Origin of the sequence: Duganella sp. CT11-25 (assembly GCF_047302815.1) — a bacterium.
Classification (GTDB): Bacteria; Pseudomonadota; Gammaproteobacteria; order Burkholderiales; family Burkholderiaceae_D; genus Rugamonas.
This window is the reverse complement of record NZ_JBKBFD010000001.1, coordinates 6,553,449-6,576,882: the sequence shown is the minus strand read 5'-3', so window position 1 is coordinate 6,576,882 and position 23,434 is coordinate 6,553,449. Positions and strand designations below refer to the sequence as shown.

Annotated in this window: 21 protein-coding genes; 7 read left to right on the top strand and 14 right to left on the bottom strand. The window is 64.2% G+C overall.

Annotation, left to right across the window (positions count from 1 at the left end; genetic code table 11):
• Positions 1 to 28: 28 nt before the first annotated feature.
• The 3 genes from ACEN9F_RS28555 (at position 29) to ACEN9F_RS28545 (ending at position 4,667) form a co-directional block, all read left to right on the top strand.
• A complete protein-coding gene (locus ACEN9F_RS28555; RefSeq protein ID WP_413425678.1) occupies positions 29 to 2,134 on the top strand; it encodes a site-specific recombinase in 2,106 nt (701 codons plus the stop codon).
• Positions 2,135 to 2,145: 11 nt separating this feature from the next.
• Entirely contained in the window at positions 2,146 to 3,522 is a 1,377-nt protein-coding gene (gene cls, locus ACEN9F_RS28550; RefSeq protein ID WP_413425676.1) for a cardiolipin synthase, read from the top strand.
• A gap of 134 nt (positions 3,523 to 3,656) precedes the next feature.
• Complete coding sequence (locus tag ACEN9F_RS28545; protein ID WP_413425674.1) at positions 3,657 to 4,667, top strand: IS110 family transposase; 1,011 nt, start codon at positions 3,657 to 3,659, stop codon at positions 4,665 to 4,667.
• A gap of 8 nt (positions 4,668 to 4,675) precedes the next feature.
• Here the strand turns inward: ACEN9F_RS28545 and ACEN9F_RS28540 are convergent, their stop codons facing one another.
• Genes ACEN9F_RS28540 through ACEN9F_RS28530 form a run of 3 tightly spaced genes read right to left on the bottom strand, consistent with a single transcriptional unit; the run spans position 4,676 to position 7,080 of the window.
• Positions 4,676 to 5,494, bottom strand: a complete 819-nt coding sequence (locus ACEN9F_RS28540; RefSeq protein WP_413425672.1) for a metallophosphoesterase family protein — start codon at positions 5,492 to 5,494, stop codon at positions 4,676 to 4,678.
• Between the two features lie 9 nt (positions 5,495 to 5,503).
• Positions 5,504 to 6,469 carry a diacylglycerol/lipid kinase family protein gene (locus ACEN9F_RS28535; RefSeq protein ID WP_413425670.1) on the bottom strand — a complete coding sequence of 322 codons (966 nt, stop codon included), beginning with the start codon at positions 6,467 to 6,469 and terminating at the stop codon, positions 5,504 to 5,506.
• Positions 6,415 to 7,080: a phosphatase PAP2 family protein gene (locus ACEN9F_RS28530; RefSeq protein ID WP_413425668.1), complete on the bottom strand. Its 666-nt coding sequence runs from the start codon at positions 7,078 to 7,080 to the stop codon at positions 6,415 to 6,417. The genes ACEN9F_RS28535 and ACEN9F_RS28530 overlap by 55 nt, the downstream gene beginning before the upstream one ends.
• 186 nt (positions 7,081 to 7,266) lie before the next feature.
• Between ACEN9F_RS28530 and ACEN9F_RS28525 the strand changes: the two genes are divergently transcribed.
• Complete coding sequence (locus tag ACEN9F_RS28525) at positions 7,267 to 7,491, top strand: hypothetical protein (protein ID WP_413425666.1); 225 nt, start codon at positions 7,267 to 7,269, stop codon at positions 7,489 to 7,491.
• A 72-nt stretch (positions 7,492 to 7,563) separates the two neighbouring features.
• Here ACEN9F_RS28525 and ACEN9F_RS28520 read toward each other — a convergent pair whose 3' ends face one another.
• Together ACEN9F_RS28520 and ACEN9F_RS28515 are read right to left on the bottom strand one after the other, a co-directional pair.
• Positions 7,564 to 8,637, bottom strand: a complete 1,074-nt coding sequence (locus ACEN9F_RS28520) for an AI-2E family transporter (RefSeq protein WP_413425664.1) — start codon at positions 8,635 to 8,637, stop codon at positions 7,564 to 7,566.
• An 85-nt stretch (positions 8,638 to 8,722) separates the two neighbouring features.
• A complete protein-coding gene (locus ACEN9F_RS28515) occupies positions 8,723 to 9,622 on the bottom strand; it encodes a LysR family transcriptional regulator (RefSeq protein WP_413425662.1) in 900 nt (299 codons plus the stop codon).
• Positions 9,623 to 9,722: 100 nt separating this feature from the next.
• On the opposite strand from ACEN9F_RS28515, the gene ACEN9F_RS28510 reads away from it, so the two are divergent.
• A complete protein-coding gene (locus tag ACEN9F_RS28510; RefSeq protein ID WP_413425660.1) occupies positions 9,723 to 10,739 on the top strand; it encodes a zinc-binding alcohol dehydrogenase family protein in 1,017 nt (338 codons plus the stop codon).
• Here ACEN9F_RS28510 and ACEN9F_RS28505 read toward each other — a convergent pair.
• The 6 genes from ACEN9F_RS28505 to ACEN9F_RS28480 all read right to left on the bottom strand — a co-directional run bounded on the left by ACEN9F_RS28505 (position 10,736) and on the right by ACEN9F_RS28480 (position 17,654).
• On the bottom strand, positions 10,736 to 11,296 hold the full coding sequence (locus tag ACEN9F_RS28505; RefSeq protein WP_413425658.1) for a hypothetical protein: 561 nt from the start codon (positions 11,294 to 11,296) through the stop codon (positions 10,736 to 10,738). The two genes, ACEN9F_RS28510 and ACEN9F_RS28505, sit on opposite strands and share 4 nt — an antisense overlap.
• 86 nt (positions 11,297 to 11,382) lie before the next feature.
• Positions 11,383 to 12,582: an alanine transaminase gene (gene alaC / locus ACEN9F_RS28500; RefSeq protein ID WP_413425656.1), complete on the bottom strand. Its 1,200-nt coding sequence runs from the start codon at positions 12,580 to 12,582 to the stop codon at positions 11,383 to 11,385.
• A 98-nt stretch (positions 12,583 to 12,680) separates the two neighbouring features.
• The gene (locus tag ACEN9F_RS28495) at positions 12,681 to 12,992 is read right to left on the bottom strand and encodes a hypothetical protein (RefSeq protein WP_413425654.1); all 312 of its coding nucleotides are present in this window, start codon (positions 12,990 to 12,992) and stop codon (positions 12,681 to 12,683) included.
• Positions 12,993 to 13,050: 58 nt separating this feature from the next.
• Positions 13,051 to 13,344 carry a hypothetical protein gene (locus tag ACEN9F_RS28490; RefSeq protein WP_413425652.1) on the bottom strand — a complete coding sequence of 98 codons (294 nt, stop codon included), beginning with the start codon at positions 13,342 to 13,344 and terminating at the stop codon, positions 13,051 to 13,053.
• A 52-nt stretch (positions 13,345 to 13,396) separates the two neighbouring features.
• Positions 13,397 to 14,245 (bottom strand): EamA family transporter, encoded by an 849-nt coding sequence (locus tag ACEN9F_RS28485; RefSeq protein ID WP_413425650.1) that lies wholly within the window; start codon positions 14,243 to 14,245, stop codon positions 13,397 to 13,399.
• A gap of 1 nt (position 14,246) precedes the next feature.
• A complete protein-coding gene (locus ACEN9F_RS28480) occupies positions 14,247 to 17,654 on the bottom strand; it encodes a DUF748 domain-containing protein (RefSeq protein ID WP_413425648.1) in 3,408 nt (1,135 codons plus the stop codon).
• Between the two features lie 72 nt (positions 17,655 to 17,726).
• On the opposite strand from ACEN9F_RS28480, the gene ACEN9F_RS28475 reads away from it, so the two are divergent.
• On the top strand, positions 17,727 to 18,929 hold the full coding sequence (locus tag ACEN9F_RS28475) for a serine hydrolase domain-containing protein (protein WP_413425646.1): 1,203 nt from the start codon (positions 17,727 to 17,729) through the stop codon (positions 18,927 to 18,929).
• Between the two features lie 53 nt (positions 18,930 to 18,982).
• A complete protein-coding gene (locus ACEN9F_RS28470) occupies positions 18,983 to 19,351 on the top strand; it encodes a hypothetical protein (protein WP_413425644.1) in 369 nt (122 codons plus the stop codon).
• A 259-nt stretch (positions 19,352 to 19,610) separates the two neighbouring features.
• Here the strand turns inward: ACEN9F_RS28470 and paoC are convergent, their stop codons facing one another.
• Genes paoC through paoA form a run of 3 tightly spaced genes read right to left on the bottom strand, consistent with a single transcriptional unit; the run spans position 19,611 to position 23,399 of the window.
• A complete protein-coding gene (gene paoC / locus ACEN9F_RS28465; protein WP_413425642.1) occupies positions 19,611 to 21,803 on the bottom strand; it encodes an aldehyde oxidoreductase molybdenum-binding subunit PaoC in 2,193 nt (730 codons plus the stop codon).
• Positions 21,804 to 21,807: 4 nt separating this feature from the next.
• Complete coding sequence (locus tag ACEN9F_RS28460) at positions 21,808 to 22,761, bottom strand: FAD binding domain-containing protein (RefSeq protein ID WP_413425640.1); 954 nt, start codon at positions 22,759 to 22,761, stop codon at positions 21,808 to 21,810.
• Complete coding sequence (gene paoA, locus ACEN9F_RS28455; RefSeq protein WP_413425638.1) at positions 22,758 to 23,399, bottom strand: aldehyde dehydrogenase iron-sulfur subunit PaoA; 642 nt, start codon at positions 23,397 to 23,399, stop codon at positions 22,758 to 22,760. Before paoA ends, ACEN9F_RS28460 begins: the two co-directional genes overlap by 4 nt.
• Between the last annotated feature and the right edge of the window lie 35 nt (positions 23,400 to 23,434).

The window sequence follows — 23,434 nt, the reverse complement described above, 5'->3', positions numbered from 1 at the left end:
CTGCATTTTTGTCCAACCTGGCCTCCGCATGCTCAATATTCTAGAACGCATGGACGCAGACAGCAGCGACATCGGCCTGCTGGTCGAGCTGTTCAATACCTTGCGTCCCAAACGTCCCGGCGACGGCGCCCGCGCCACCGCCAACGTGCGCACCCTTTGCCAACTGCTGAAGGGCAATCCTGCGCACGCGCTCGCCCTGCGCGGCTATGCCCGCAACCTGATCGCCGCGCGCCGCCACTCCAGCCTGTACACCGAGATCGGCGTGCTGTCGAACGACGGCTTCTTCACCGAACTGAAAACCCGCATCGCCTACCGCATCCTGCCGCCGGCGCTGGGCAACGACTACCTGAGCGAAGCGCTCGACCAGATCGTCTACAAGCGCACCGACTACCTGTGGATCGGCGCCGTGCCGGCCGCCGACTGGCTGGCGCTGATCGATGTGGTGAGCCACGCGGCCGAGACGCCCGACGGCGGCGGCAAGCTGATGCTGCCGGGCCTGCTCGACGCCATCCGCACGCTGTCCTACCGCGTCTGCGCGATCGGCCTGGAGCCGCGCCTGACCAACTTCCATACCGAGATGGAAACCTACGAATCGCCCTTCATGGTGCAGAACTTCGAGGTCAACGCCTACCTGGACAACTACCAGCGCATGCTGGCCGGCGAGGACGTGGCGCTGGACGACGCGCGCCACCTGCTGGTGATGCTGGACCAGTGCGACGCGGTGGTCGGCAAGATCCGCAAGAAGGCGCTGAGCCAGGGCACCAGCATCGCGCTGACCTACCTGCTGGTGACGCTGTCGCAAAGCCTGGACCGCATGCGCAAGCTGCTGTTCCTGGTCGACGTCAGCGGCGAGCTGGAACACCGCCCGGCCGCCGAGGTCAACCTGCTGGCCACGGCCGCGCCGCAGCCCGAGCAGCAGGAAGGCCCGCCGAGCCCGCGCCGCAGCGCCGCCGTCGACCTGGCGCTGGAACTGGTCGAAGCGCACAACAACAAATACATGGTGCGCGACCTGCTGCGCGATAACATCGACCTGCTGGCGCGCAACGTCACCGAGAACGCCAGCCACACCGGCGAACACTATGTGGCCGACCGCCGCAAGGAACTGGGCGGCATGTTCTTCTCGTCGGCCGGCGCCGGCCTGGTGATCGGCTTCATGGCGCTGTTCAAGATCCTGATGTCCTACCTGCGCGCCGCGCCGCTGGTCGAAGCCTTCCTGTTCAGCATGAACTACTCGATCGGCTTCATGTTCATCCACCTGCTGCACTTCACGGTCGCCACCAAGCAGCCGGCGATGACCGCCTCGCGCATCGCCGCCGGGCTGCACAGCAAGGACGGCCGCAACATCGACATCGACAGCATGGCCGAGCTGTGCAACAAGGTGCTGCGCACGCAGAACATGGCGGTGCTGGGCAACCTGGCCACCGCCATCCCCACCGCCTGGCTGATCGCGATGGCGTGGCCGCTGATGACCGGCCATCACCTGGTGACGCCGGACAAGGCCATGCACCTGCTGCAGGACATCGACCCGATCCACGGCCCGGCGCTGATCTACGCGGCGATCGCCGGCGTCTGCCTGTTCGTGGCCGGCCTGATTTCCGGCTACTACGACAACAAGGCGCTGTACACGCGCTGGGCGCAGCGCGTCGCCCAGCTGCGCGGCCTGCGCTGGCTGCTGGGCCGGGAGCGCCTGAGCCGCCTGGGCGTCTACCTGGAGAACAACCTGGGCGGACTGATGGGGAATTTCTTCTTCGGCATCTTGCTCGGCGTGATGCCGTTCATCGGCTTCATGACGGGCATTCCGCTTGATATCCGGCACGTGACCTTCTCGTCAGCCAACTTTGCGACAGCAATGGTCGGACTCGATCACAATGTCAGCTGGGAACTAGTTGTCACTTCGGTAGCAGGTTTCCTGGCCATCGGCACGGTCAACCTGCTGGTCAGTTTTGGACTGGCCCTGTGGGTCGCGCTGCGCTCGCGCCAGGTGCAATTCAAGCATGGCTGGCTACTGTTGAAGGCGCTGGGACGCAGGTTCCGGCAAGGGCCGGTAGCGTTTTTCTTCGGCTCGCGGGAAGAGGAAGCGGCGCCGCTGGCGCTGTCCGATGCATCGAAATCTGCTGAAAAGGCTAACAGATGAAATCTGTCCGCATGCGTTACTGTCTCCCCGCCTGCCTGATGTGCTGGGGTTTGCTAGGCGCATGCGCTTCGCTGCCGGATGTGAAGGCCATGGGCGACAAGCTGGAACCGTCGGCGGTGCCCAGCGTGAGCGGGGTCAACGGCGCGATGAGCGACGCCCGCGCCAAGGCGCTGCTGACCAAGCGCTGGCCGAAAGCCACGCTGGACCAGCAAGCCCAGGCGGCGCTGGAGGAAGCGGCGACCGGCGTGCCCCTGATCGCCGGCAACAAATGCACCTTGCTGTTCGACGGTCCGCAAACGATGGCGGAAATGCTCAAGGCCATCAACGCCGCCCGCAGCAGCATCAACCTGGAAACCTATATCTTCGACCAGGACGAGCTGGGCCTGAAGTTCGCCGACGCGCTGATCGCCAGGCAGCAGCAAGGCGTCACGGTCAACATCATGTACGACAGCGTCGGCACCCTCGGCGTGCCGGCGGAATTCTTCGAGCGCATGCGCAAGGCCGGCATCCACCTGATGGAATTCAATCCGGTCAACCCGGCCAAGCTCAAGGGCGAGAGCTGGAAAGTCAACAGCCGCGACCACCGCAAGGTGTTGATCGTCGACGGCAGGATCGCCTTCACCGGCGGCATCAACATCAGCGCGACCTATGCCAAGAGTTCGCTGTTCCGCTCCGCCTCCAAACCCACCGACAAGTCGCAGGTGGGCTGGCGCGACACCCACATCAAGGTCGAAGGGCCGGCGGTGCAAGCCTTCCAATGGCTGTTCGTGCGCAACTGGGCCTCGCAGGACCGCGACGACCTGCCGGACGCGGACTACTTCCCGACGCCGGTGATCGCCGGCGACAAGGTAGTGCGCGTGCTCGGTAGCGAGCCGGGCGGCAAGTTTGAAATCTACAAGGCCTACAACCTGGCGATCCAGGAAGCCAGGAAAAGCATCCACATCACCTCCGCCTACTTCGTGCCGGACCGGCAAACGGTGGATGCGCTGACGGCGGCGGCCAGGCGCGGCGTGGACGTCAAGATCGTGCTGCCGGGCGTCTCGGACAGCGGGCTGGTGTTCCACGCCGGCCATGCCTTCTATGACGAGCTGCTGGAATCGGGCGTCCAGATCTACCAGCTCAAGCTGGCGGTACTGCACGCCAAGACCGCCGTCATCGACGGCAACTGGTCGACGGTCGGCTCGACCAACATCGACACCCGCAGCTTCCTGCACAACAGCGAGCTCAACGTCGTAGTCATGGGCGACGCCTTCGGCACCGAAATGGAAAGGGCTTTCCAGGAAGACCTGCGCGACTCCGTCCTCATCACACTGGAAGACTGGCGCCACCGTCCGTGGGTCAACCGCATGAAAGAATGGGCCGCCCGCTTCATGAACTACTGGCTGTAAGGCGGGGTCAGTTCCGGCAACCGGAACTCGTATATTGAGCATACCGCATCGCCATCGGATAATCAGGAGGTGGCAGCGAACGGTATCTTGGGCCATCGCCTTGAGCGTAAGCCCGCATACGAGGGAGGTCGAAAATGGATAACTCAAAAGCAGTTGTGGGGATCGACGTCAGTAAGAAAAAGCTTGATGTAGCCCTGCTGGTGAACGGTAAGATGAAAGCCAAAGTAGTGGATAATTCCACGCTAGGCCATCAGTTACTTTTGGAATGGCTGAATAAAAGCAAGGCCCCCAAGGACGCTTTACAGGTTTGCATGGAGGCCACTGGTGTCTATTACGAAGCGATCGCAACCGCGCTCCATGATGCCGGCCTGGTGGTGAGCGTGGTCAACCCGGGGTGCATCAAGGGTTTTAGCCAGAGTGAAAATCTGCGCAATAAAACCGACAAGGCTGACGCAGCGCTGATCGCGCGTTACTGCATGGCGATGGCGCCGCCAGTATGGGCACCCACGCCATTAGAGCAGCGTCAATTGCGCGCATGGTCGCAGCGAATACTCGCCTTGAAGGACATACGCCAGCAAGAGCGCAATCGGCTGGAAAGTTATGAGGCCGGCGGCATGGTCGAGGTGGCCGAGCACGCACGTTCGCTCATTGCTTGGCTTGACGTGGAAATCAAGCAGCTTGAAGACGATGTGGATGACCATATCGATCGCCATCCCGGCCTTAAGCACGATGCCGAACTCATCACCAGCATCCCGGGCATTGGCAACACCACCGCCGCTCGGATCTTGGGGCAACTCGGTGACATCCGGCGCTTTAGCAGCGCGAAGGCATTGGCGGCATTTCTCGGTGTGACGCCCCGCCAGCGCAGCTCAGGCACCTCGATTAAGGGCCGCACCATCATGAGCCGAAATGGCAGCACCTCCATGCGCGCGGCGCTTTACATGCCCGGCATGGTGGCAAGCCGCCACAACCCCCTGCTACACCAGTTTGCATTACGCTTAGCGGCCAACGGCATGGCGAAAAAGGCCGTGATCGGCGCCGTGATGCACAAGCTGGTGCATCTCATCTATGGTGTCGTTCGTACCGGCAAGCCCTTTGATGCGAATTACCTTTCAAAAGGGCTTGCTATTCAAGACGGTATCTGACCCCGCTTTCAGGATTCGCCGGCCAGCGACCAGGTGTCGCCGCTGCGGCGGAAGCGTTCGGTGTGGACCAGCTCGAAACTGGCCGTGCCTTCGATCCAGCTGTGGCGCTCGACCTGCACCATGTCCGGCTCGATGCGCAGCACGTTGAACGAGTTCGATTCCCCCCTGCCCCGGGTGGACGTGGCGGTGCCGGCCTGGACCACCAGCGCCGCGTAGCCGCTGATCTTGTAGCGCTGCGCGCTGTTGCCCGCGTGGCTGGCGTGCAGATGCCCCGCCAGCAGCAGGTCGACGCCGCATTCGGCAAACGCCTGCATGGCCATCGGCGCGCGGTCGACCAGGTCGTCCTTGTCAAACGTCTCCGGCAGATCAAACGGGTGGTGCGTGACGATGATGCGCGTCAGGTGCGGATCGACCGCGCCCATGCGCTGGCGGATCTGCGCCACCTGGTCGTGGTTGATGCGCCCATCCTTGAAGGTCAGCGAGCGCGCCGTGTTGATGCCGAGGACGGCGATTTCCTCGTCCACATATTCCGGCGCCAGGTCCAGCGTGACGTAGCGCGTGTACTTGCGCAGCGGCGTCAGGAAGCGGCTGGCGACGTTGTACAGCGGGATGTCATGGTTGCCCGGCACCACGATCTGCGGCCCCGGCAAGGTGTCGAGCCAGGCGCGCGCGGCCTTGAATTCCTCGGACTTGGCGCGCTGCGTCAGGTCGCCCGACACCACCAGCACATCCGGCGCCAGCTTGACGGTCAGCTCTTGCAGCGGCTTCAGCAACTCCTGGTCGACGCGGCCGAAATGCAGATCGGATAAATGGACGATGGTGCGCATGCGCTTCTCCTATGCAGCCGGCACGATCACGCTCAGCGCCGACGCCCTTGAACGGTAGCACAAAGGCGGCGTCATCAGCGTGACCTCGCCGTCGGTGGCCACGCGCAGCCGCTGGTGACGGGTTTCGATCACCAACTCGGGGGCCGACAGCACGTCGAAGTCGCGTGCTTCCGACAGCTTGCCCAGCAGCGCGTGCACGGCGTAGCGCAGCAACCCCAGCCGGGTCGGCTTCTGCGCGACATACAGGCACAGCTTGCCGCTGTCCAGTCGCTCGCGCCCGCCCAGCGTCAAGCCTTGCAGGTATTCGTTGTTGCCGATGAAGACGAAGGGCGTGCGCCGCAGGTGCTCGTCGCCATTGATCTTGAGCCGCACGCTCATGAAGGGGAAGCGCCGCAGCGCGGCGAACATGGCGCGGCCGAAGGCGTGCCATTTGCTCCGGCCCAGGTGACGCTGCTGCTGTTCGCGGTCGCGCACGATGTCGGGGTAGATGCCGAGGCTGGAGTTGTTGAGGAAGATGCGGCCGTTGACTTCGCCCACATCGACCTGCAGCGCTTCGCCCTTGACGGCGTTGGCCACGGCCTCGTCCAGGTCCAGCGGGATCTTCAGGTCCTTGGCGAAGTGGTTCAGTGTGCCCAGCGGCAGCACGCCGAGCCGCGTCTGGCTGCCCGTCAGCGCCGACGCCACCGCGTTGATGGTGCCGTCGCCGCCGCCCGCCACCACGACCGCCGCGCCTTCCGCCCGCGCCTGCTCGGCGCGCGCGATCATCTCGGCGCCGCTCCTGGCCAGCGTGATATCGGCCTCGACGCCGTGGTTGCGGAATTTTTCCGCCAGCGCGGCGGTCCAGCCGCCGCAATATCCGAGGCCGGCGCTGGCGTTGACGATGACGACGATCTTGTCCAGCGCGTTCTCCTTGTATCCGTTTATGCCGTTTTGCCTTCGCGCCGCCGGCGCAGCGTGGAAATCGCCGTGATGCACACCGCCAGCCAGGCGATGCTCTCGGCCATCGCCGCCAGCACGTCGCTGACATAATGCGCGCCCAGGTAGACCCGGCTGAATGCCACCAACAATACCATCATCGTGCACGCCGCCACCGTTCCTAAGCGCACATTCCAGCCCGGCCTGGCGATCACCAGGTAGCTGGCCAGCAGGCCATAAAAGCAAGTCGCCGCCGTGGTGTGGCCGCTGGGGAAGCTGTAGGTGCTGAGGCTGACCAGCGGCGCATCGAATACCGGCCGGGTGCGCTGGAAGATGTATTTGAGCGTGACGTTCAGCACCATGCCGCCCGGTACCGAGAAGATCAGCGCCAGCAGCCAGTAGCGCGCCCGCACGCGCCAGAGGTAGGCGGCCAGCGCCAGCACCATGATGACCATGCCCGCCACCGAGTGCCAGGCCGACACGCCCAGCATCAGGCTGGTGTACGGCTCGACGGCGTGGGCGTTGAACCAGTGCGCCACCTGGATGTCCAGCACGGTGATGGCTTCCTGCCCCATGACCGCCTCGGCCAGTTCGTGAAATGCATAGCCGGCCACGATCAGCACCGCCATGCCGGCGGTGAGGTGCAGGCCGAATTCGCCGCCCGGCGACAATCTTGCCTCGATGAAACTGATGAATTTCCTGAAAATTTGGCGCTCCCGCACTGATGACCGATTAAGTTGGCGTAAAAATCACAAAACAACGAATTTACTGTTTATTTACACAGTACCTGTTTATTCATACAGTAGTTATGCTATTCTGAACTCCTCGTTAAACGCTTCTCCCCAAAAGGAAATGTCATGACAACACTGAATAACAGCTTTGGTTCCCGTTTCGGCATGGAATATATGCCGACGTCCTTCCTGGTACGCATGGGCAAACGCGAAATGCTGGTGTGCCGTGACTTCCGCAAGCGCTTCTACGCTGTGAACCCGATCATGGAATGCGACACCGGCGTGCAGGCTGGCCATCTGGAAATCCTGCTGATGCGCCGCTGGCTGCTGATCCTGTCGAAGGCGCACTAATGGTTGCCGGTGCCAGTTGCCCGATCCAGTCGCAAGACAGGCCGGCAGACGCCGCGACCTCGCTCGCGCTCCTCACCTGGGTTTGGCAACTGGCGAACCGTCATCAAACAGATTCGCCTCGTACCACAGCGTCACAAACAGAACCATCACGACCGGACCGATAAATAGTCCAACCAGGCCCAGGGTCTCCACCCCGCCGAGTATGCCGAACAGTACGGCCAGGAAGGGCAGCCGCGTGGCATTGCCTATCATGCCGGGCCGTACAAAGTGATCCGCGACGAACAGCACGATGGTGCCCCATACCGCCACCGCTATCGCGGCCGGGATCGCGCCGTTAAAGGCCAGCACGCCGGCCGCGCTCAGGAAGGCTAGCGGCGCGCCAAATGGAATGATGGCCAGGATGCCTGTCGCCGCCGCCCACAGCGCGGGGGACGGCAAGCCTGCCAGCGCGTAGCCTATGCCGATCAACACGCCTTCAGCCAGGCCGACCAGCACCAGCCCGTTGACGGTGGCGCGGATCGCGGTCGGGATTTTTTCCGCGTAGCGCGCCCAGCGCTGCTCGCCGAAGCAATGGCTGCCGATGGCGGTGATCTGACGGGTTAGCGCTTCGCCGTCCTTGTAGAAGAAGAACAAGCACAGGAAGGCCAGGCCGAAGTCGACCAGCCTGTGCATCAGGCCGACGCCGGCGACTTTCACCATGTCGCTGGCCGAGTGCAGGCCATTGATTTCACGGTCCGACAGCAGGTGCGCCAAGCCGTGCGGCTGGCTCAGCGTGGCTTGCCACCATTCGGCGATGGTGTCGCCGATGGCGGGAATGTGCCGCACGACATCCGGCACCGGTATGCCGTCGAGATTGGCGCTGACGATGTAGTTGGCCAACTCCGGCGCCTGCCTGGCCGCCTGCGTCACGCCCAGCAGCACCGGCACGATGAAGACGGCAGCGCACAGCAAGGTCAGCACGGCGGCGGCCAGCACGTCACGGCGGCCGAAGCGCGTCCGTATGCGCTGGTACAGCGGCCAGGTCGCCACGCATAAAATCCCGGCCCAGATCAGCGGCAGGAAGAAACGGTGCATCACGAACGCCGCCAGCGCAATCAGCGTCAAGGAAAAGCCTGCGCTGAGCAGGTCGCGCTGGGTTTCGGTCATGGTTCTCTCTCCCGATTATTATTAGCGCTATGGTAAGCGCATTTTGTCGTGACGCAAGCGATCGGCCCGCCCGTTTCAGGCGTCCTTAAGCTTTCTCGCACTGCGCGCGCAGGAAGTCGCGCAACGCCAGCACCGTCGGCGTGATCTGCGAACGGTGCATGCACAGCATGTTCAACGGCGTCGGTTCGCCCAGCAGGTCCGGCAGCAGGATGTGCAGGCGGCCGCTGCGGATGTCGTCGCTCAGGTCCAGCCGCGACTTGTAGGCGATGCCCAGCCCCGCGACCGCCCAGCGCCGCACCACGTCGGCATCGTCGGCGCTGCGGTTGCCGTTGGCATCGATCACCACAGGGTCGGCGCCGGCCGCGTGATAAAAACTCCAGCGGTCGTGGATCGCGTCTTCCAGCATGAAGCGCAGGCAGTTGTGGCGCGCCAGTTCGTCCAGCGAGGCCGGCTTGCCGTGCTGCTTGATGTAGTCGGGCGACGCGGCCAGCACGCGGCGGTTGTCCGGCGCCAGCGGCAGCGCGATCAGGTTGGAGTCTTCCTGTATGCCGTAGCGGATGGCGAGGTCCACCGGCTGCCGGTACATATCCGACACCCGGTCGCTGACGCTGAGCTGGAAGCTGACCTTGGGATACTGCGCCTGGAACTGGTCCAGCCAGCCGACCAGCATGTTGCGGCCCAGGTCGGACGGCATCGATATCTTCAGCGTTCCGCCCAGGGTTTCCTGTCCCTGGATCAAGGCATCGCGGCCATCCTTCAACAGCCTCAGCGCTTCGCGCGCGTGGCGCAGATAGAGTTCCCCCTCCTCCGTCAGCCGCAAGGAGCGCGTGGTGCGGGCGAACAAGCGCAGCCCCAACGCACCTTCCAGCCGCTTGACGGCGGCGCTGGCCAGGGCCGGCGAGATCTCCAGCTCGCGCGCGGCGGCGGACAGGCTGCCCCGGTCGGCGGTGCGGACAAACACGGTCAAATCATCAAGTCGCAGCAATTTTCGGCGTTCCTTTGAAAGTGTTTCGCTATGGAGCCTCTTTTTCATCCCCACGAAATAAATGATGATACTCCCATCATCAACTCCACCGGAGCATTCCATGAAAGCCGTCGCCTACCGCAAGTCCCTCCCCATCGACCACGATGACGCCCTGCTCGACATCGAACTGCCGGCACCGCAAGCCACCGGCCGCGACCTGCTGGTCGAAGTGCGCGCGATTTCCGTCAATCCGGTGGACGTCAAGATCCGCCGCAACGTCGCGCCGGCCGACGGCGACACCAAGGTGATCGGCTGGGATGCGGCCGGCGTGGTCAAGGCCGTCGGCCCCGACGTCACGCTGTTCAAGCCGGGCGATGAAGTCTGGTACGCCGGCGCCCTGACCCGCGCCGGCACCAACAGCGAGCTGCACCTGGTGGACGAGCGCATCGTCGGCCACAAGCCGAACAACTTGGATTTCGCCCAGGCCGCCGCGCTGCCGCTGACCGCCATCACCGCCTGGGAGTTGCTGTTCGAGCGTCTGGAAGTGAGCCGCGACGCCGGCGCCGTGCACGGCAAGTCCTTGCTGGTGATCGGCGCGGCGGGCGGCGTCGGCTCCATCCTGGTGCAACTGGCGCGCCAGCTGACCGGCCTGACCATCATCGGCACCGCCTCGCGTCCGGAAACCGGAGAGTGGATCAAGCAACTGGGCGCGCATCACGTGATCGACCACAGCAAGCCGCTGAACGAAGAGATCGCCCGCCTCGGCCTGCCGCCTGTAACCTATGTCGCCGCGTTGAACCAGACCGACCATCACTGGACGGCCATCGCCGAGCTGGTCGCGCCGCAAGGCAAGGTGGCGCTGATCGACGACCCGGAAGCCATCGACGTGCGCCTGCTGAAGCGCAAGAGCGTATCGCTGCATTGGGAATTCATGTTCACCCGCTCGATGTTTGAAACGGCCGACATCCAGAAGCAGCATCAGTTGCTGAACGATGTGGCCAGGCTGGTGGAAACCGGCGCGGTGAAAACCACGCTGGCCGAGCGCTTCGGCAAGATCAACGCCGCCAACCTGAAGCGCGCGCATGCGTTGATCGAAAGCAATCGCGCCAAGGGCAAGATCGTGCTGGAAGGCTTCTAAGCCTGGGCTGCCGAGCCGGCCACGACGGCTGCCGAAGCGGCAGCTTCGGCGCGCTCGCGCAACTGCTCGGCGCGCAGGAAGGCCAGCACCGCGTCATCATGCGTGGCCAGCGCTTCCTGCATGCCGCTGGCCGACGCGCATGAGGTTTCCAGTATCTGCAGGAAGGCGGCCTGGCGCCGCTTCAGCCCCGCCGACTGGTAGCCGAGCTGCTCGAACATGCGGCCGACATCGATGCAGTAGCTGCGCAACTCCCACATCGTACTCTTGGTGAACTCGATATCGTTGCGCATGCTGCGGTCGACATCCATCAGTTCCATCTGCGCCGCAGCCTCTTTCGACATCTCGCGGATGGCCCGCTGCCAACGCTCGAACTTGCCGGCGATGCGCCTGATGCGCACGATTTTCTTGTCCAGCACGCGGCAGTAGTGCCAGCTCAGCCAGCATACCGGCAGGCGTGCCACGAAGCGCGGGAGGCCCGCCGAGTTCAAGGATTCTTCGAGTTTGCGGACGGCGTCGACCAGGCGGCGCGCGCTGTGACCTTGGGGCAAGGGAGACATGATGAGAGCTCCTGTAAGAATTCCAGGAACTACAGTAGCTGCCGCATCAAACAAGGTGCTTGATGCGGCTTAAATACGGCGCGGATTTATTCTGACGTTTTGCGCAACATGGCCTTGATGCCGCGCAATCCCTGGCGGATGCGCGCCTCGTTCTCTATCAGCGCGAAGCGCACATACTCGTCGCCATAGTCGCCGAAGCCGATGCCCGGCGAGACGCAGACCTTGGCTTCCGCCAGCAGCAGCTTGGAGAATTCCAGCGAACCCAGGTGGCGATAGGCTTCCGGGATGCGGGCCCAGATGTACATCGAGGCCTTCGGCTTGTCGACCGGCCAGCCCGCTTCGCACAAGCCCTTGTGCAACACGTCGCGCCGGCTCTGGTATTGCGCGCAGATGTCGCTGACGGCGCTCTGGTCGCCTTCCAGCGCGGCAATCGCCGCCACCTGCACCGGCGTGAAGCTGCCGTAGTCGTGGTAGCTCTTGATGCGCGCCAGCGCCGCCACCAGTTCCTTGTTGCCGACCATGAAGCCGATGCGCCAGCCCGCCATGTTGTAGCTCTTGGACAGGGTGAAGAATTCCACCGCCACCTCGCGCGCGCCCGGCACCTGCATGATGGACGGCGCTTTCCAGCCGTCGAACACGATGTCGGCGTAGGCCAGGTCGTGCACCACCAGGATGTTGTGCTGCCTGGCCAGCGCCACCACGCGCTCGAAGAATTCCAGTTCCACGCATTGCGCGGTCGGGTTCGACGGGAAGCCGAGGATCATCATCTTCGGCTTGGGATAGCTCTCGCGCACCGCGCGTTCCAGCTCGTCGAAGAAGTCGACGCCCGGCGTCATGCGCACCGAGCGGATGTTGGCGCCGGCGATCACCGCGCCCCAGATGTGGATCGGGTAGCTGGGGTTCGGCACCAGCACGGTGTCGCCCTGGTCCAGCGTGGCCAGCATCAGGTGCGCCAGGCCTTCCTTGGAGCCGATGGTGACGATGGCTTCCGAATCGGGATCGAACTCGACGTCGTAGCGCGTCTTGTACCACTTGGTAATGGCGCGGCGCAGGCGCGGTATGCCCTTGGACGAGGAATAGCCGTGGGTGTCGGGCCGCTTGACGGTGTCGACCAGCTTGTCGACGATGTGCGCCGGCGTGGCGCCGTCGGGATTGCCCATCGACATATCGATGATGTCTTCGCCGCGACGGCGCGCCGCGAGCTTGAGCTCGGCGGTGACATTGAAAACGTAGGGAGGCAGGCGATCGATGCGCGAAAAGCTGCGCGGAGTTTGGGTGTCAGTCATGGATATCTCACGTAAGCGCCCGGAACCGTCCGAGCGACGTCGATGCAATGTTGCATCGCGATCCATACTATCCCATCATTTCGGATTCTGTCCAGCCCTTATGCGGGCGCCTGGTTTTCGCTGAACCATTCGAACAGGATCAGGCCGACGATGGAGGCGATCGGGAAGCCGAACACGGCGACGATCACCCACACCGCGGGTGATCGTCCGAGGCGCTTGGCGGCCATGCCGATGAAGATCAGGTGCAGGATCATGCTGACGGCGATGCCGATGCCGGCGACGATGATCAGCGACACCGATTCGGTCGTGCGGTAGACCAGCGGCGGCAGGAACGCGGCGATGCCGATGATCCAGCACACCAGGGTGACGGCGGCGGCGGCGATGGGTTGTTTGGCGTGGGCGACTTGCATGACATCTCCTTAGGAATCCGGCTATGCTGCCATGAAAGCAATAATCGCGGCAAGGAGTTTATTTGGGCAGGGGAAGTTGAATGACAATGGGCTGCGGCGCCGGCGGAGGCGCCGCGACCACCTTGGGCACCGCGTTATTCAGCACAAACGTCATGATGGTGATGGCCGCGGCACTCATGCCGAACGCCATGCCGACCATCCACTTGACCATTGTTGCAGAGAGCTCCGTCAAGTCGGCCTTCGTTGCCATCGTATCGGACATCTGATCAAGGCGCGTCTCTATCCGCGTCAGGCGCTCACGCGTCTCGATCGCGAAATCCTCAAGCTTGTCCAGGCGGCTCTCGATATCCATGCATCCATCTTAGGCCCGCGCCTGCGCGTCAGGCAAGCTCAGCAGATTTGAGTCAGCGCAAGGATGTGAGCGCCGAGGCCGTCACGATGCTGGCGATCGCCAGCCACTGCGTCAGCGTCAACTGCTCGCCCAGCACCGCCAGGCCCGCCAGCGCGCTGATGGCCGGCGCCGCGCTGCTGAACATGCTGAACGTGCGCGACGACAGGCTGCGCATCGACAGCATCTCCAGCGTGTACGGCAAGGCGCTGGACATCACCGCGATCGCCAGCCCGATCAGCATGTAGTTCGGCGTCAGCAGCACCGCGCCCGAATACCAGGCGCCGACCGGCAGGATGAACAGCGACGCCGCCAGCATGCCCCACGCCACCGACTGCCCGCCATGCATCACCGACACCCGCTTGCCGAACACGATGTACAGCGCCCAGCACACCGCCGCGCCCGCCGCATAGGCGACGCCGATCGGATCGAGCTGTTCCACGCCGCCGTGTATCGGCAGCAGGAAATACAAGCCCACCACCGCCAGCAACACCGCCGCGACATCGCGCGGACGGCGCGACGACAGCACCGCCACCGTCAGCGGCCCCGCCACTTCGATCGCCACCGCGATGCCCAGCGGGATGCGGCTGAAGGAGCGGTAGATCAGCAGATTCATCAGCCCGATCACGCTGCCGTAGACGGCCACGTTGCAGGCCTGCGCCCACGTCAGCCGCGTGCGCCACGGACGAAACACCAGCATCATCAGCAAGGCCGCGAAGCCGACCCGATAGGCCGTCACGCCCTCGACGCCGATCAGCGGGAACAAATGCTTGGCCACCGCCGCGCCCGCGTTGAGCGAGAGCTGGCTGCACAGCAGCGCGAAGCCGGCCAGCAGCGCGCTGTGGCTCTTTTTATCTTCGATCATCTTAGTTGGCCGACAGTCCCAACTTGAGTGCGATCGGCTTGCCTGCGCCGCCGTCGGTCGCCGCCGGTGCGGAGGCCTGGGCGGCGGCCGGCGCCACGCCAGCCTCCTTCAGCGCCGCCATGATCGCGCCGGAGCGCCGCGCGCCCAGCTGCGGCAAGGCATCCGCCGGCAACGGCTGGTTCTGCTCCAGGCGTTCCTGCAGCTTGGCGTAGAAGGCGCTGGCATCCGCCACCTGCGGCTCGCCCTGCACCAGCTTGCCCAGGCGCTGCAGGATCGGCAGCTTCTTCTGCGCGGCGTCATCGCCGCCTGCGCCAACCGGGCCTGCCGCCGCTTCCGCCGCCTTCTTCTGCTTGTCCAGTTCGGGGGCGCCGAAACGCTCGGCGTACAGATCGCGCAGCGCGCCGCGCACCTTGCGCTGGCCGATGTCCAGCGGTCCCGGCTGCTCGCCCGGCGCCAGCTTGATCTCGGCGCGCGTCACCACCACGCGGCGCAACGCCTGCGCGCGCAAGGCGGCGCCATCGGCCGCCTCGTTGTACAGGCCCGGCACCGACAATTTCAGCTGCGGCTTCTTGGCCAGGATCTGCGCCACCTGCTGCAGCTTCTCGCGTTCCGGCGGCAGCACCGTATCGCTGCCGGCGTCGAAATCGATCGACTCCAGCTTGTCGCCGCTGACGCCGAACAGGCTGCCCAGCGCACGGAACGGCGACGTGACGATCTTGGTCATGATGTTGCCGATCGCCTTCCACACGATCGAACCATAGCTGAACTGCGGATCGTTCATATTGCCCGAGACGGGCACGCCGAGGTCGATGCGGCCGTCGCTGTCCTTGAGGATGGCCAGCGCCAGTTCCAGCGGCAGCTTGAGCGCATCCGGACTGTCGATGCGCTCGCCCAGCGTCAGGTTATCGAGCACGATCTTGTTGTTGCCTTCAAGCTGGCTGTTGCGGACCTTGTATTCCAGGTCCAGCGAGATCTTGCCCTGTGCGATCTTGTAGCCCGCGAACTTCATGCTGTATGGCGAGGCCGACACCATGTCCACGTTCTTGAACACCACGTTCAGATCGGTGTTATCGGTCGGCACGAAGGGATTCAATTGGCCGCGTATGCGCGCCAGGCCGAACTCATCGACGCGGCCATCCAGCTCGATCTGGCTGCGCGCGTCGCGCTTGGACGACAGGCCGGTGATGATGCCGCTCAACTCATAAATCTTGGCGCCGAATTGCGGGCGCAGGCTCAGGTCGGTGAAGTCCAGCTTGGCGTTCTGGAAGCGCACGCGGCGCACGCGGATCGGGAACGGCTCGCTGGCGGTGGCTGGCTTGGCCGCAGGCGCGGGGGCAGCAGGCGCGGTGGATGCGGGCTGCTTGACCAGCAGGCGCCCGGCGTTGAAGCTGCGGTCGTTGTCGATGATCAGGATCGCATTCGGCTCGACCACGCGCAGCTCCGCCACGTCCAGCAGATCCGGTGTCAGGCTCAATGCCAGCTTGTCCGCGCGCACGGATTTCCAGTGCGCGAAGTGATCGTTGTCCTCTTCGTTCAGCGCCAGCTCGGCGACCTCGAACGAGCCGTCATAGCGCAAGGCGGGATTGGCCTTGCCGCCGGCGCCTGTGCGCAGGCGTCCTTGCGCGGAGATGCTGCCGTCGGCGATCTTCAGCTTGACGTACTTGGCCAGCATCGGCTGCACCGGCGAGATCGCCAGCTTGCTCAGTTTCAGTTCGGTGTCCACCGCGCCGGTGGACGGGACCACCTTGCCATTGGCGGTCAGCTGGCCGCCTTCGCGCAGGCGCACGCCGCCCTGGAAGGCCAACGGTTTCTTCAGATCGGTGCCGGCGTCGGTCAGCTTCAGGTTGAAGTCTTGCAGATTGGCCTTGATGCCGGTGCTCGCATCGTCGTAGCGGGCGCCAAACTTGTTCAGCTCGACCGACTTGACGCTGGCCACCCACGGCGCTTCTTCAGCGGCAGGCTTCGCCGCCGGTGCAGTGGCGCTACCGGCGCCGGCTTTCGGCAAGCGGCTCAGGAATAGGAACTGGCCCTTGGCATCGCGCGACAGATCGAGCTGGCCGCCGTCCGCATACAAGCGGTCCAGGGTGGCGCGGCGCGCGGCCAGGTCCAGCGTACCGCCTTCAAAGCCCAGCTGCCCCAGCTTGAACGGCGTCATCGTGCCGCTCGCCAGCGCCAGATTATCCATCGAGAACGACGCATCGGCGATGTTGATCTTGTCGCCGTCCATTTGCGCCTGCAGCTTGAGTTTCACGTTATCCGTGCTGACCTTCAGCGCCGGGCTGACGGTTTCGTCGATAGCATTGAGCGCAAAGCCATCCAGTGCGATCTGCTTGAAAGCGACTTTCCAGCCCCCCTCTTTCGTTGCGGGCTTGGCCGGAACCGGCGCCGCGGTTGCAGCCTTCGCCGGTGCAGGCACCGCCAGGCCGGCCAGATCCAGCTCGCCCTTGGCATCGCGGCGCAAGGCCAGCGCGCCGCCGTTGACATGCAGAGCGCCCACGCTCACGCTGCGCTTGAGCAGATCGACGCCGACATCGCCGACATCGAACTGCTTCAAATTCACAAACGCCTCGGTCGCGCCATCGCGCTTGATGGCCAGGTCGTTCAATGCCAGGCCGGCGCCGGCCAGGCCCGCATCCAGCTTGCCGTCCTTGTAGGAGAATTTGTAGGGCAGCTTGGCCGACAGGCGGCCGCTCGTCACCTCCACCCGCGCGAAGGACTTCAGATAACGCGCCATCCCGGGCAAGGTCACATTCTCCAGCGACAGCTGGCCGTTGCCGGCAATCGGGTTCAGCGAGGCCGCGCCTTTCCAGCGCAGCTTGCCGCCCAGGCCGGCGTCGGCGCTCAGCGTATAGTCGCCGTTTTCATCCGGCAGCGTACTCAGGTTGTTCAGCGAAAAGGTGATCGGCGTATAAGTGTCCTTGTAGCCGGCATGGCGGTCGTCCATATCCACCTTGCCCTGCTCCAGCGCGAAGTGCTCGATCACCAGGCGCGGCATGCCGGAATCGCTATCGTCCTTCTTGCGCTTGTTCAGCGTGTCCATGAAGGCCGCGATATTGAACTTGCCGTCCGGCGCGATCGCCAGCTGCACGGCCGGCGCGGTAATGCGGATCTCGGCAAAGCTCCAGGCGCGGCGGAACAGCGAGCGCCATTGCATCTCGACCGCCAGCCCATCGACGCCGAACAATGGCGCGCCGCTGGCTTCGGTCAGGCGGAAATCTTTCGCCGCCAGCCGCAGCGTGAAGGGGTTGAAGCTGACGTCGCCGATGGTCGCCTTGCGCTCCAGCTCAGTCTCGACGAACTTCGGCAACTGGCTCTTGATCACGCTAGGCAGCAGCCACCCACCGGCCAGTGCATACACGCCCAAGGCGCCCGCAGCACCTATCCCCCATCGCTTCCATCGTATCGTCAAGACTTTCCCCTGATTTGTTATTCATGCCACAGGTGACAGTATAGCAAGTGAAACGAGCTACAATAAATCACCATGCCTCCACTCCCCCTGCTCCGTTGCGCGGCGTTGACCGTCACACTGCTGCTTGGCGCCTGCGCCGCTGCCCCACGCGAGCGGCCGGAACTGGATGCCGAGATGCAGCGCCTGATGGCGGCCGCCAAGGTGCCCGGGCTGGCGCTGGCGGTGATCGAGCGCGGCCAGGTCGTGTACCGGCACGCCTACGGCTATGCGAATCTGGCGGAGCAGGCGCCGCTGCGCACCGACACCATCATGTACGGCGCCTCGCTGACCAAGGCCGCGTTTGCGTACATGGTCATGCAACTGGTGGACGAAAACCTGCTGTCCCTCGATGCCCCGCTGCCTGCGCTGTTGAAGAAACCCCTGCCCGATTATCCCGCCTTTGCAGACTTGAGGATCGACGAGCGCTGGAAGCTGCTGACGCCGCGCATGCTGTTATCCCACACCAGCGGCCTGCTCAACTGGCGCTTCATCAACGAGGATGGCAAGCTGGACTTCAAGTATCCGCCCGGCAGCCGCTACGTCTATTCCGGCGAAGGCTTGCAGATATTGCAGATCGTGGTCGAGGAGCGCACCGGCGTCCCGCTGCAAACGCTGATGCAGCAGCGCGTGTTCGACCGCTTCGGCATGCGCGATACCAGCATGGTGTGGCGCGACGACTTCGCCGGCCGCACCACCACACACTACGGACGCGCCGGCACCGTCATCGCGCACAAGCGCCGCAGCGGCGCCCGCGCCGCCGGATCGATGGACACCACGCTCAACGACTACGCCAGCTTCATGGCCGGCGTGCTGCGTGGCGAGGGACTGTCGAAGGCGGTACGCACGCAGATGCTGTCGCCGCAACTGGCGATCGTATCTCTAAAACAGTTTCCTTCGCATTGGCCGGGCGACACCACCGCATGGCGCGGCATGGGTTTATCGATCGGCCTGGGCTGGCCGCTGTACGACTCGCCGATGGGACCGGCCTTCTTCAAGGAAGGCAATGACGACGGCACGAATAATTTCGCGCTGGGTTTTGTGAACCAGCAGAACGGTATCGTTATGCTCAGCAACAGCTCCAACGCTGAAAGCATGTTCTTCCCGGCAGTGGAATTTATCTACGGCAAGACCTGCCTGCCGTGGTTCTGGATGAATTACATTCCATACGACAAGCCTGAGCTGATGAAACCGGAAGCGCGCGAGCATCCCGTGCTCAGCGCAGGTTGCGGCGGCTAAAGGTTTGAGCGAAATCGGCCGATAACCTCGGTATATTTACCGTAGGAATCATCATGAAGATCGAGTCCACATCGCGCATCGCCGGCAGCTCCAGCACGGTCGAAACCACGACAGCGCGCGCTGTCATCCTCAAGCAAATCAACGCCCTGCAAAAGACCGAGGCGGGCCTTTCCGAAGAGCTCGCCAAGCTGGGAAACGACACCGCCTCGATTGAAGCACGCATCGCCTTGCAACAACAGATCCAGGGCATCGAAGCCCAGATCAAGGCGTTGCAGATAGCGCTGTTGCAAACCGATACCGACCGCAACGTGCAAGTCATCAAGCCAGCCGAGGAAGAGGTCAAGCAGATTCCTGCCGCGCCAACAGCGCAGCAGGATAAGCGCACGGAAACGCTCGGCAGCCTGGTCGATACGATGGCTTGAAGGCCTAGGCCTCAGGCATGCCCCGCAAGTGTTCTATGTCGGAAACCGCGTGTCGCCACGCGATCTCGGTATCAACAACGGGTACGGTTTGAAGGTCAAGATGTATATCCTTGAGCACTTTATTGCCCAAGGAAATCCTGTAATGCAATGCCGTATATTCGACATCGTAGGTTTTTTTGAGACCTTGCCGACGAGTGTAGGTGTCATGGGAAGCAGGCATGATATCCCCCTTACAAAGTGTCAGTACAGGATAGCACAATCACACCGCAGGCATTTTTGCCAGCAGCTTATCGAGCGTGACCGGATAGTCGCGCACGCGCACGCCGGTGGCGTTGTAGACGGCATTGGCGATCGCCGCCGCCACGCCGCAGATGCCCAGCTCGCCCACACCCTTGGCTTTCATCGGTGAAGAGACCGGATCGTTTTCCTCAAGGAAGATCACCTCCTGGTGCGGAATGTCGGCGTGCACCGGCACCTCGTAGCTGGCCAGGTCGTGGTTGACGAAGAAGCCTGTGCGCTTGTCGATCACCAGATCCTCCATCAAGGCCGCGCCGACGCCCATCGTCATCGCGCCGATCACCTGGCTGCGCGCCGACTTGGGATTGAGGATGCGGCCCGCCGCGCACACGGCCAGCATGCGCCGCACGCGCGTCTCGCCGGTGGCGGCATCGACGCCGACCTCGACGAAGTGCGCGCCAAAGGTCGATTGCTGGAATTTCTTGTCCAGGTCGCCGTACTCCATCACATCCTCGGCAACCAGATCGCCGCCCTCGGCCGCCTTGCGCAAGACCTGCGAGCGGCCACCGGCGCGCACCGTGCCATCGACGAATTCCGCCTCGGCCGGATTCACGCCCAGCTTCTGCGCCACCGCCTCGCGCAGCTTGACGCAGGCCGCGTACACGCCCGCGGTCGAACTGTTGGCGCCCCACTGCCCGCCGGAACCGGCCGACACCGGAAAGTCCGAATCGCCCAGCTTCACCACCACCTGGTCCAGCGTCACGCCCATCATCTCGGCGGCGGTCTGCGCGATGATGGTGTAGGTGCCGGTGCCGATGTCGGTCATATCGGTTTCGACCGTGACGATGCCCTTGCCGTCCAGCCGCACGCGCGCCGCCGACTTCTGCACCAGGTTGTTGCGGAACGCCGCCGCCATGCCCATGCCGACCAGCCAGCGGCCGTCGCGCATCTTGGCGGGCTGCGGACTGCGCGTGCTCCAGCCAAACTTGTCGGCACCGGTGCGCAGGCACTCGACCAGCCGGCGCTGCGAAAATTTTCGTTCGCGCTTGGATGGATCCACCGTCGTGTCGTTGATGATGCGGAAGGTGACCGGATCGATCTTCAGCTTCTCGGCCATCTCGTCCATCGCGATCTCCAGCGCCATCAGGCCCGGCGCCTCGCCCGGCGCGCGCATCGCGTTTCCCTCGGGCAGATCGAGCACGGCCAGCCGCATCTTCGTCATGCGGTTGGGGCCCGCGTACAACAGCTTGGTCTGCTGCACCGCCGTCTCCGGGCCGCCGCCGGGCAGGTCGCCCGACCAGCTCTCATGGCCGATGGCGCTGATCTTGCCCTCCCTGCTGGCGCCGATGCGGATACGTTGTATCGTCGCCGGCCGGTGTGTGGTGTTGTTGATCATCATGGGACGCGCCAGCGCCACCTTGACCGGGCGCTGCGCCGCCTTCGCGCCCAGCGCTGCCAGCAACGCTTCCGAGCGCAGGAACAGCTTGCCGCCGAAACCGCCGCCGATATACGGCGACACCAGCCTCACGTTCTCCTTGGAGATACCTAGCGTCTTGGCCACGTCGCCACGGCTCCAGTCCACCATCTGGTTCGCGGTCCACAGCGTGACCTTTTCGCCATCCCAGGCCGCGATGGTGGCATGCGGCTCCATCATCGCGTGCGACTGGTCGGGCGTGGTGTAGCTGGCGTCCAGCCGCACCGGCGACGCTGCGAATGCGCCGGCGAAGTCGCCGACCTTGCTGTCCTTGTTATCCTTTTCGGATGGCACCTTGGCCGTATCCTTGGCGCGCGCCAGGTCGTAAGCGCCCTTTTGTTTGTCGTACTTGACGTGCACCAGCGCCGCGGCGGCCCGCGCCTGCTCGAAGGTCTCCGCCACCACCAGGCCTATCGCTTGATGGTAGTGCTGGATCTCCGGCCCGCCGAGCAGCTTGGCGGTATTGAAGTTCCCCTTGCCCAGCTTGCCCGCGTTCTCCGCCGTGACAATGGCCAGCACGCCGGGCGCGCGTTTGGCTTCGCTCACATCCATGGAGACGATGCGTCCCTTGGCGATGGCGGCGCCGATCACATAGCCGTAGGCTGGGTTCGGGGTCTGGTGTTCGTAGGCATACGGCGCGGTGCCGGTGGTCTTGAGCGGGCCGTCGATCCGGTCCGTGGCGCGGCCGACGACCTTGAGCTGATCGATGGGATTGGTGGTGGCGGGCGTAGTGAATTTCATGGGATCAGCCTTTCTTCGCTTCGGCCAGCACCGACACCAGCGTGCGCTGCACCAGCGGTATCTTGAACGCGCTCTCGGCGCTCGGTTTGGCGCCGGCCAGCAACTGCTCCGCCACCGCCTTGGCGCCCTGCGGCATGCTGGCGTCGGCCGCCGGCATGCGCCACGGCTTGTGCGCGACGCCACCCAACGCGACGCGCCCGCTGCCGTCCGCCTGCACGATGGCGGCCACCGAGATCAGCGCGAACGCATAGGACGCACGGTCGCGCACCTTGCGGTACACATGCGTGCCGCCGAACGGCTTGGGCAGGGTCACGCCGGTGATCAGTTCGCCCGGTGCCAGCGCGGTCTCGATATGCGGCGTGCTGCCCGGCAGGCGGTGGAAGTCGGCGATGGGAATGGTGCGCGTCGAGCCATCGGGACGCACGGTCTCCACGCCGGCGTCCAGCAGTTGCATGGCCACCGCCATATCGCTGGGATGCGTGGCGATACACGCCTCGCTGGCGCCAAGGATGGCGTGATTGCGGCTGTAGCCGCCGATGGCCGAACAACCGCTGCCAGGCTGCCGCTTGTTGCACGGCTGATTGGTATCGTAGAAGTATGGACAGCGCGTGCGCTGCAGCAGGTTGCCCGCCGTGGTCGCCTTGTTGCGCAACTGCGCCGACGCCCCGGCCAGCAAGGCGCGCGACAGCACCGCATAGTCGCGCCGCACGCGCTCGTTGGCGGCCAGGTCGGTGTTGCGCACCAGCGCGCCGATGCGCAAGCCGCCTTGCGAGGTTTGCTCGATCTTGTCGAGCTCCAGGCCGTTCACGTCGATCAAGTGGGTGGGGGTCTCGATCTCCAGCTTCATCAGGTCCAGCAGGTTGGTACCGCCGGCGATGAACCTGGCGCCCGGCGTGCGCGCCGCAGCGGTGGCGGCTTCGGCGGGCGTCTTCGCGCGCTGGTAAGTGAAGGCTCTCATGCCGCCCTCCCCGCCACTTCGGTGATGGCATCGATGATGTTGGAGTAGGCGCCACAGCGGCAGATGTTGCCGCTCATGCGCTCACGCAGTTCCTCGGCGCTTACCAGCGGGCGCGCGTTCAGGTCCGCGCTCACATGGCTGGGAATGCCTTGCTTGATTTCATCCAGCGCCGCCACGGCGGAACAGATCTGCCCCGGCGTACAGTAGCCGCACTGGTAGCCGTCATGCTTGACGAAGGCGGCCTGCATCGCATGCAGCTTGGTCGGCGTGCCGAGGCCTTCGATGGTGGTGATCTTGGCGCCGTCATGCATCACCGCAAGAGTCAGGCAGGAATTGATGCGCCGGCCATCGACGATGACGGTGCAGGCGCCGCACTGGCCGTGGTCGCAGCCTTTCTTGGTGCCGGTCAGATGCAGATGTTCACGCAGGGCATCGAGCAGCGTGGTGCGCGTGTCGACCTCCAGCGCGTGCTGCTTGCCGTTGACTTGAAAGGAAAATTTGTTGATGGATGGCGGCGGACTGGCGCCTGCCGGCACCTGTGCTTCCGCCGTCAGCGGCACTGCCGCCGACGTGGCGGACAGCGCGCCCGCGATTAACAGATTGCGCCGGGTAATGCTGATATCGCTGAGGTCGTTCATCTTGTGCGTATCCTTAGGCTGATATACGTGACAAT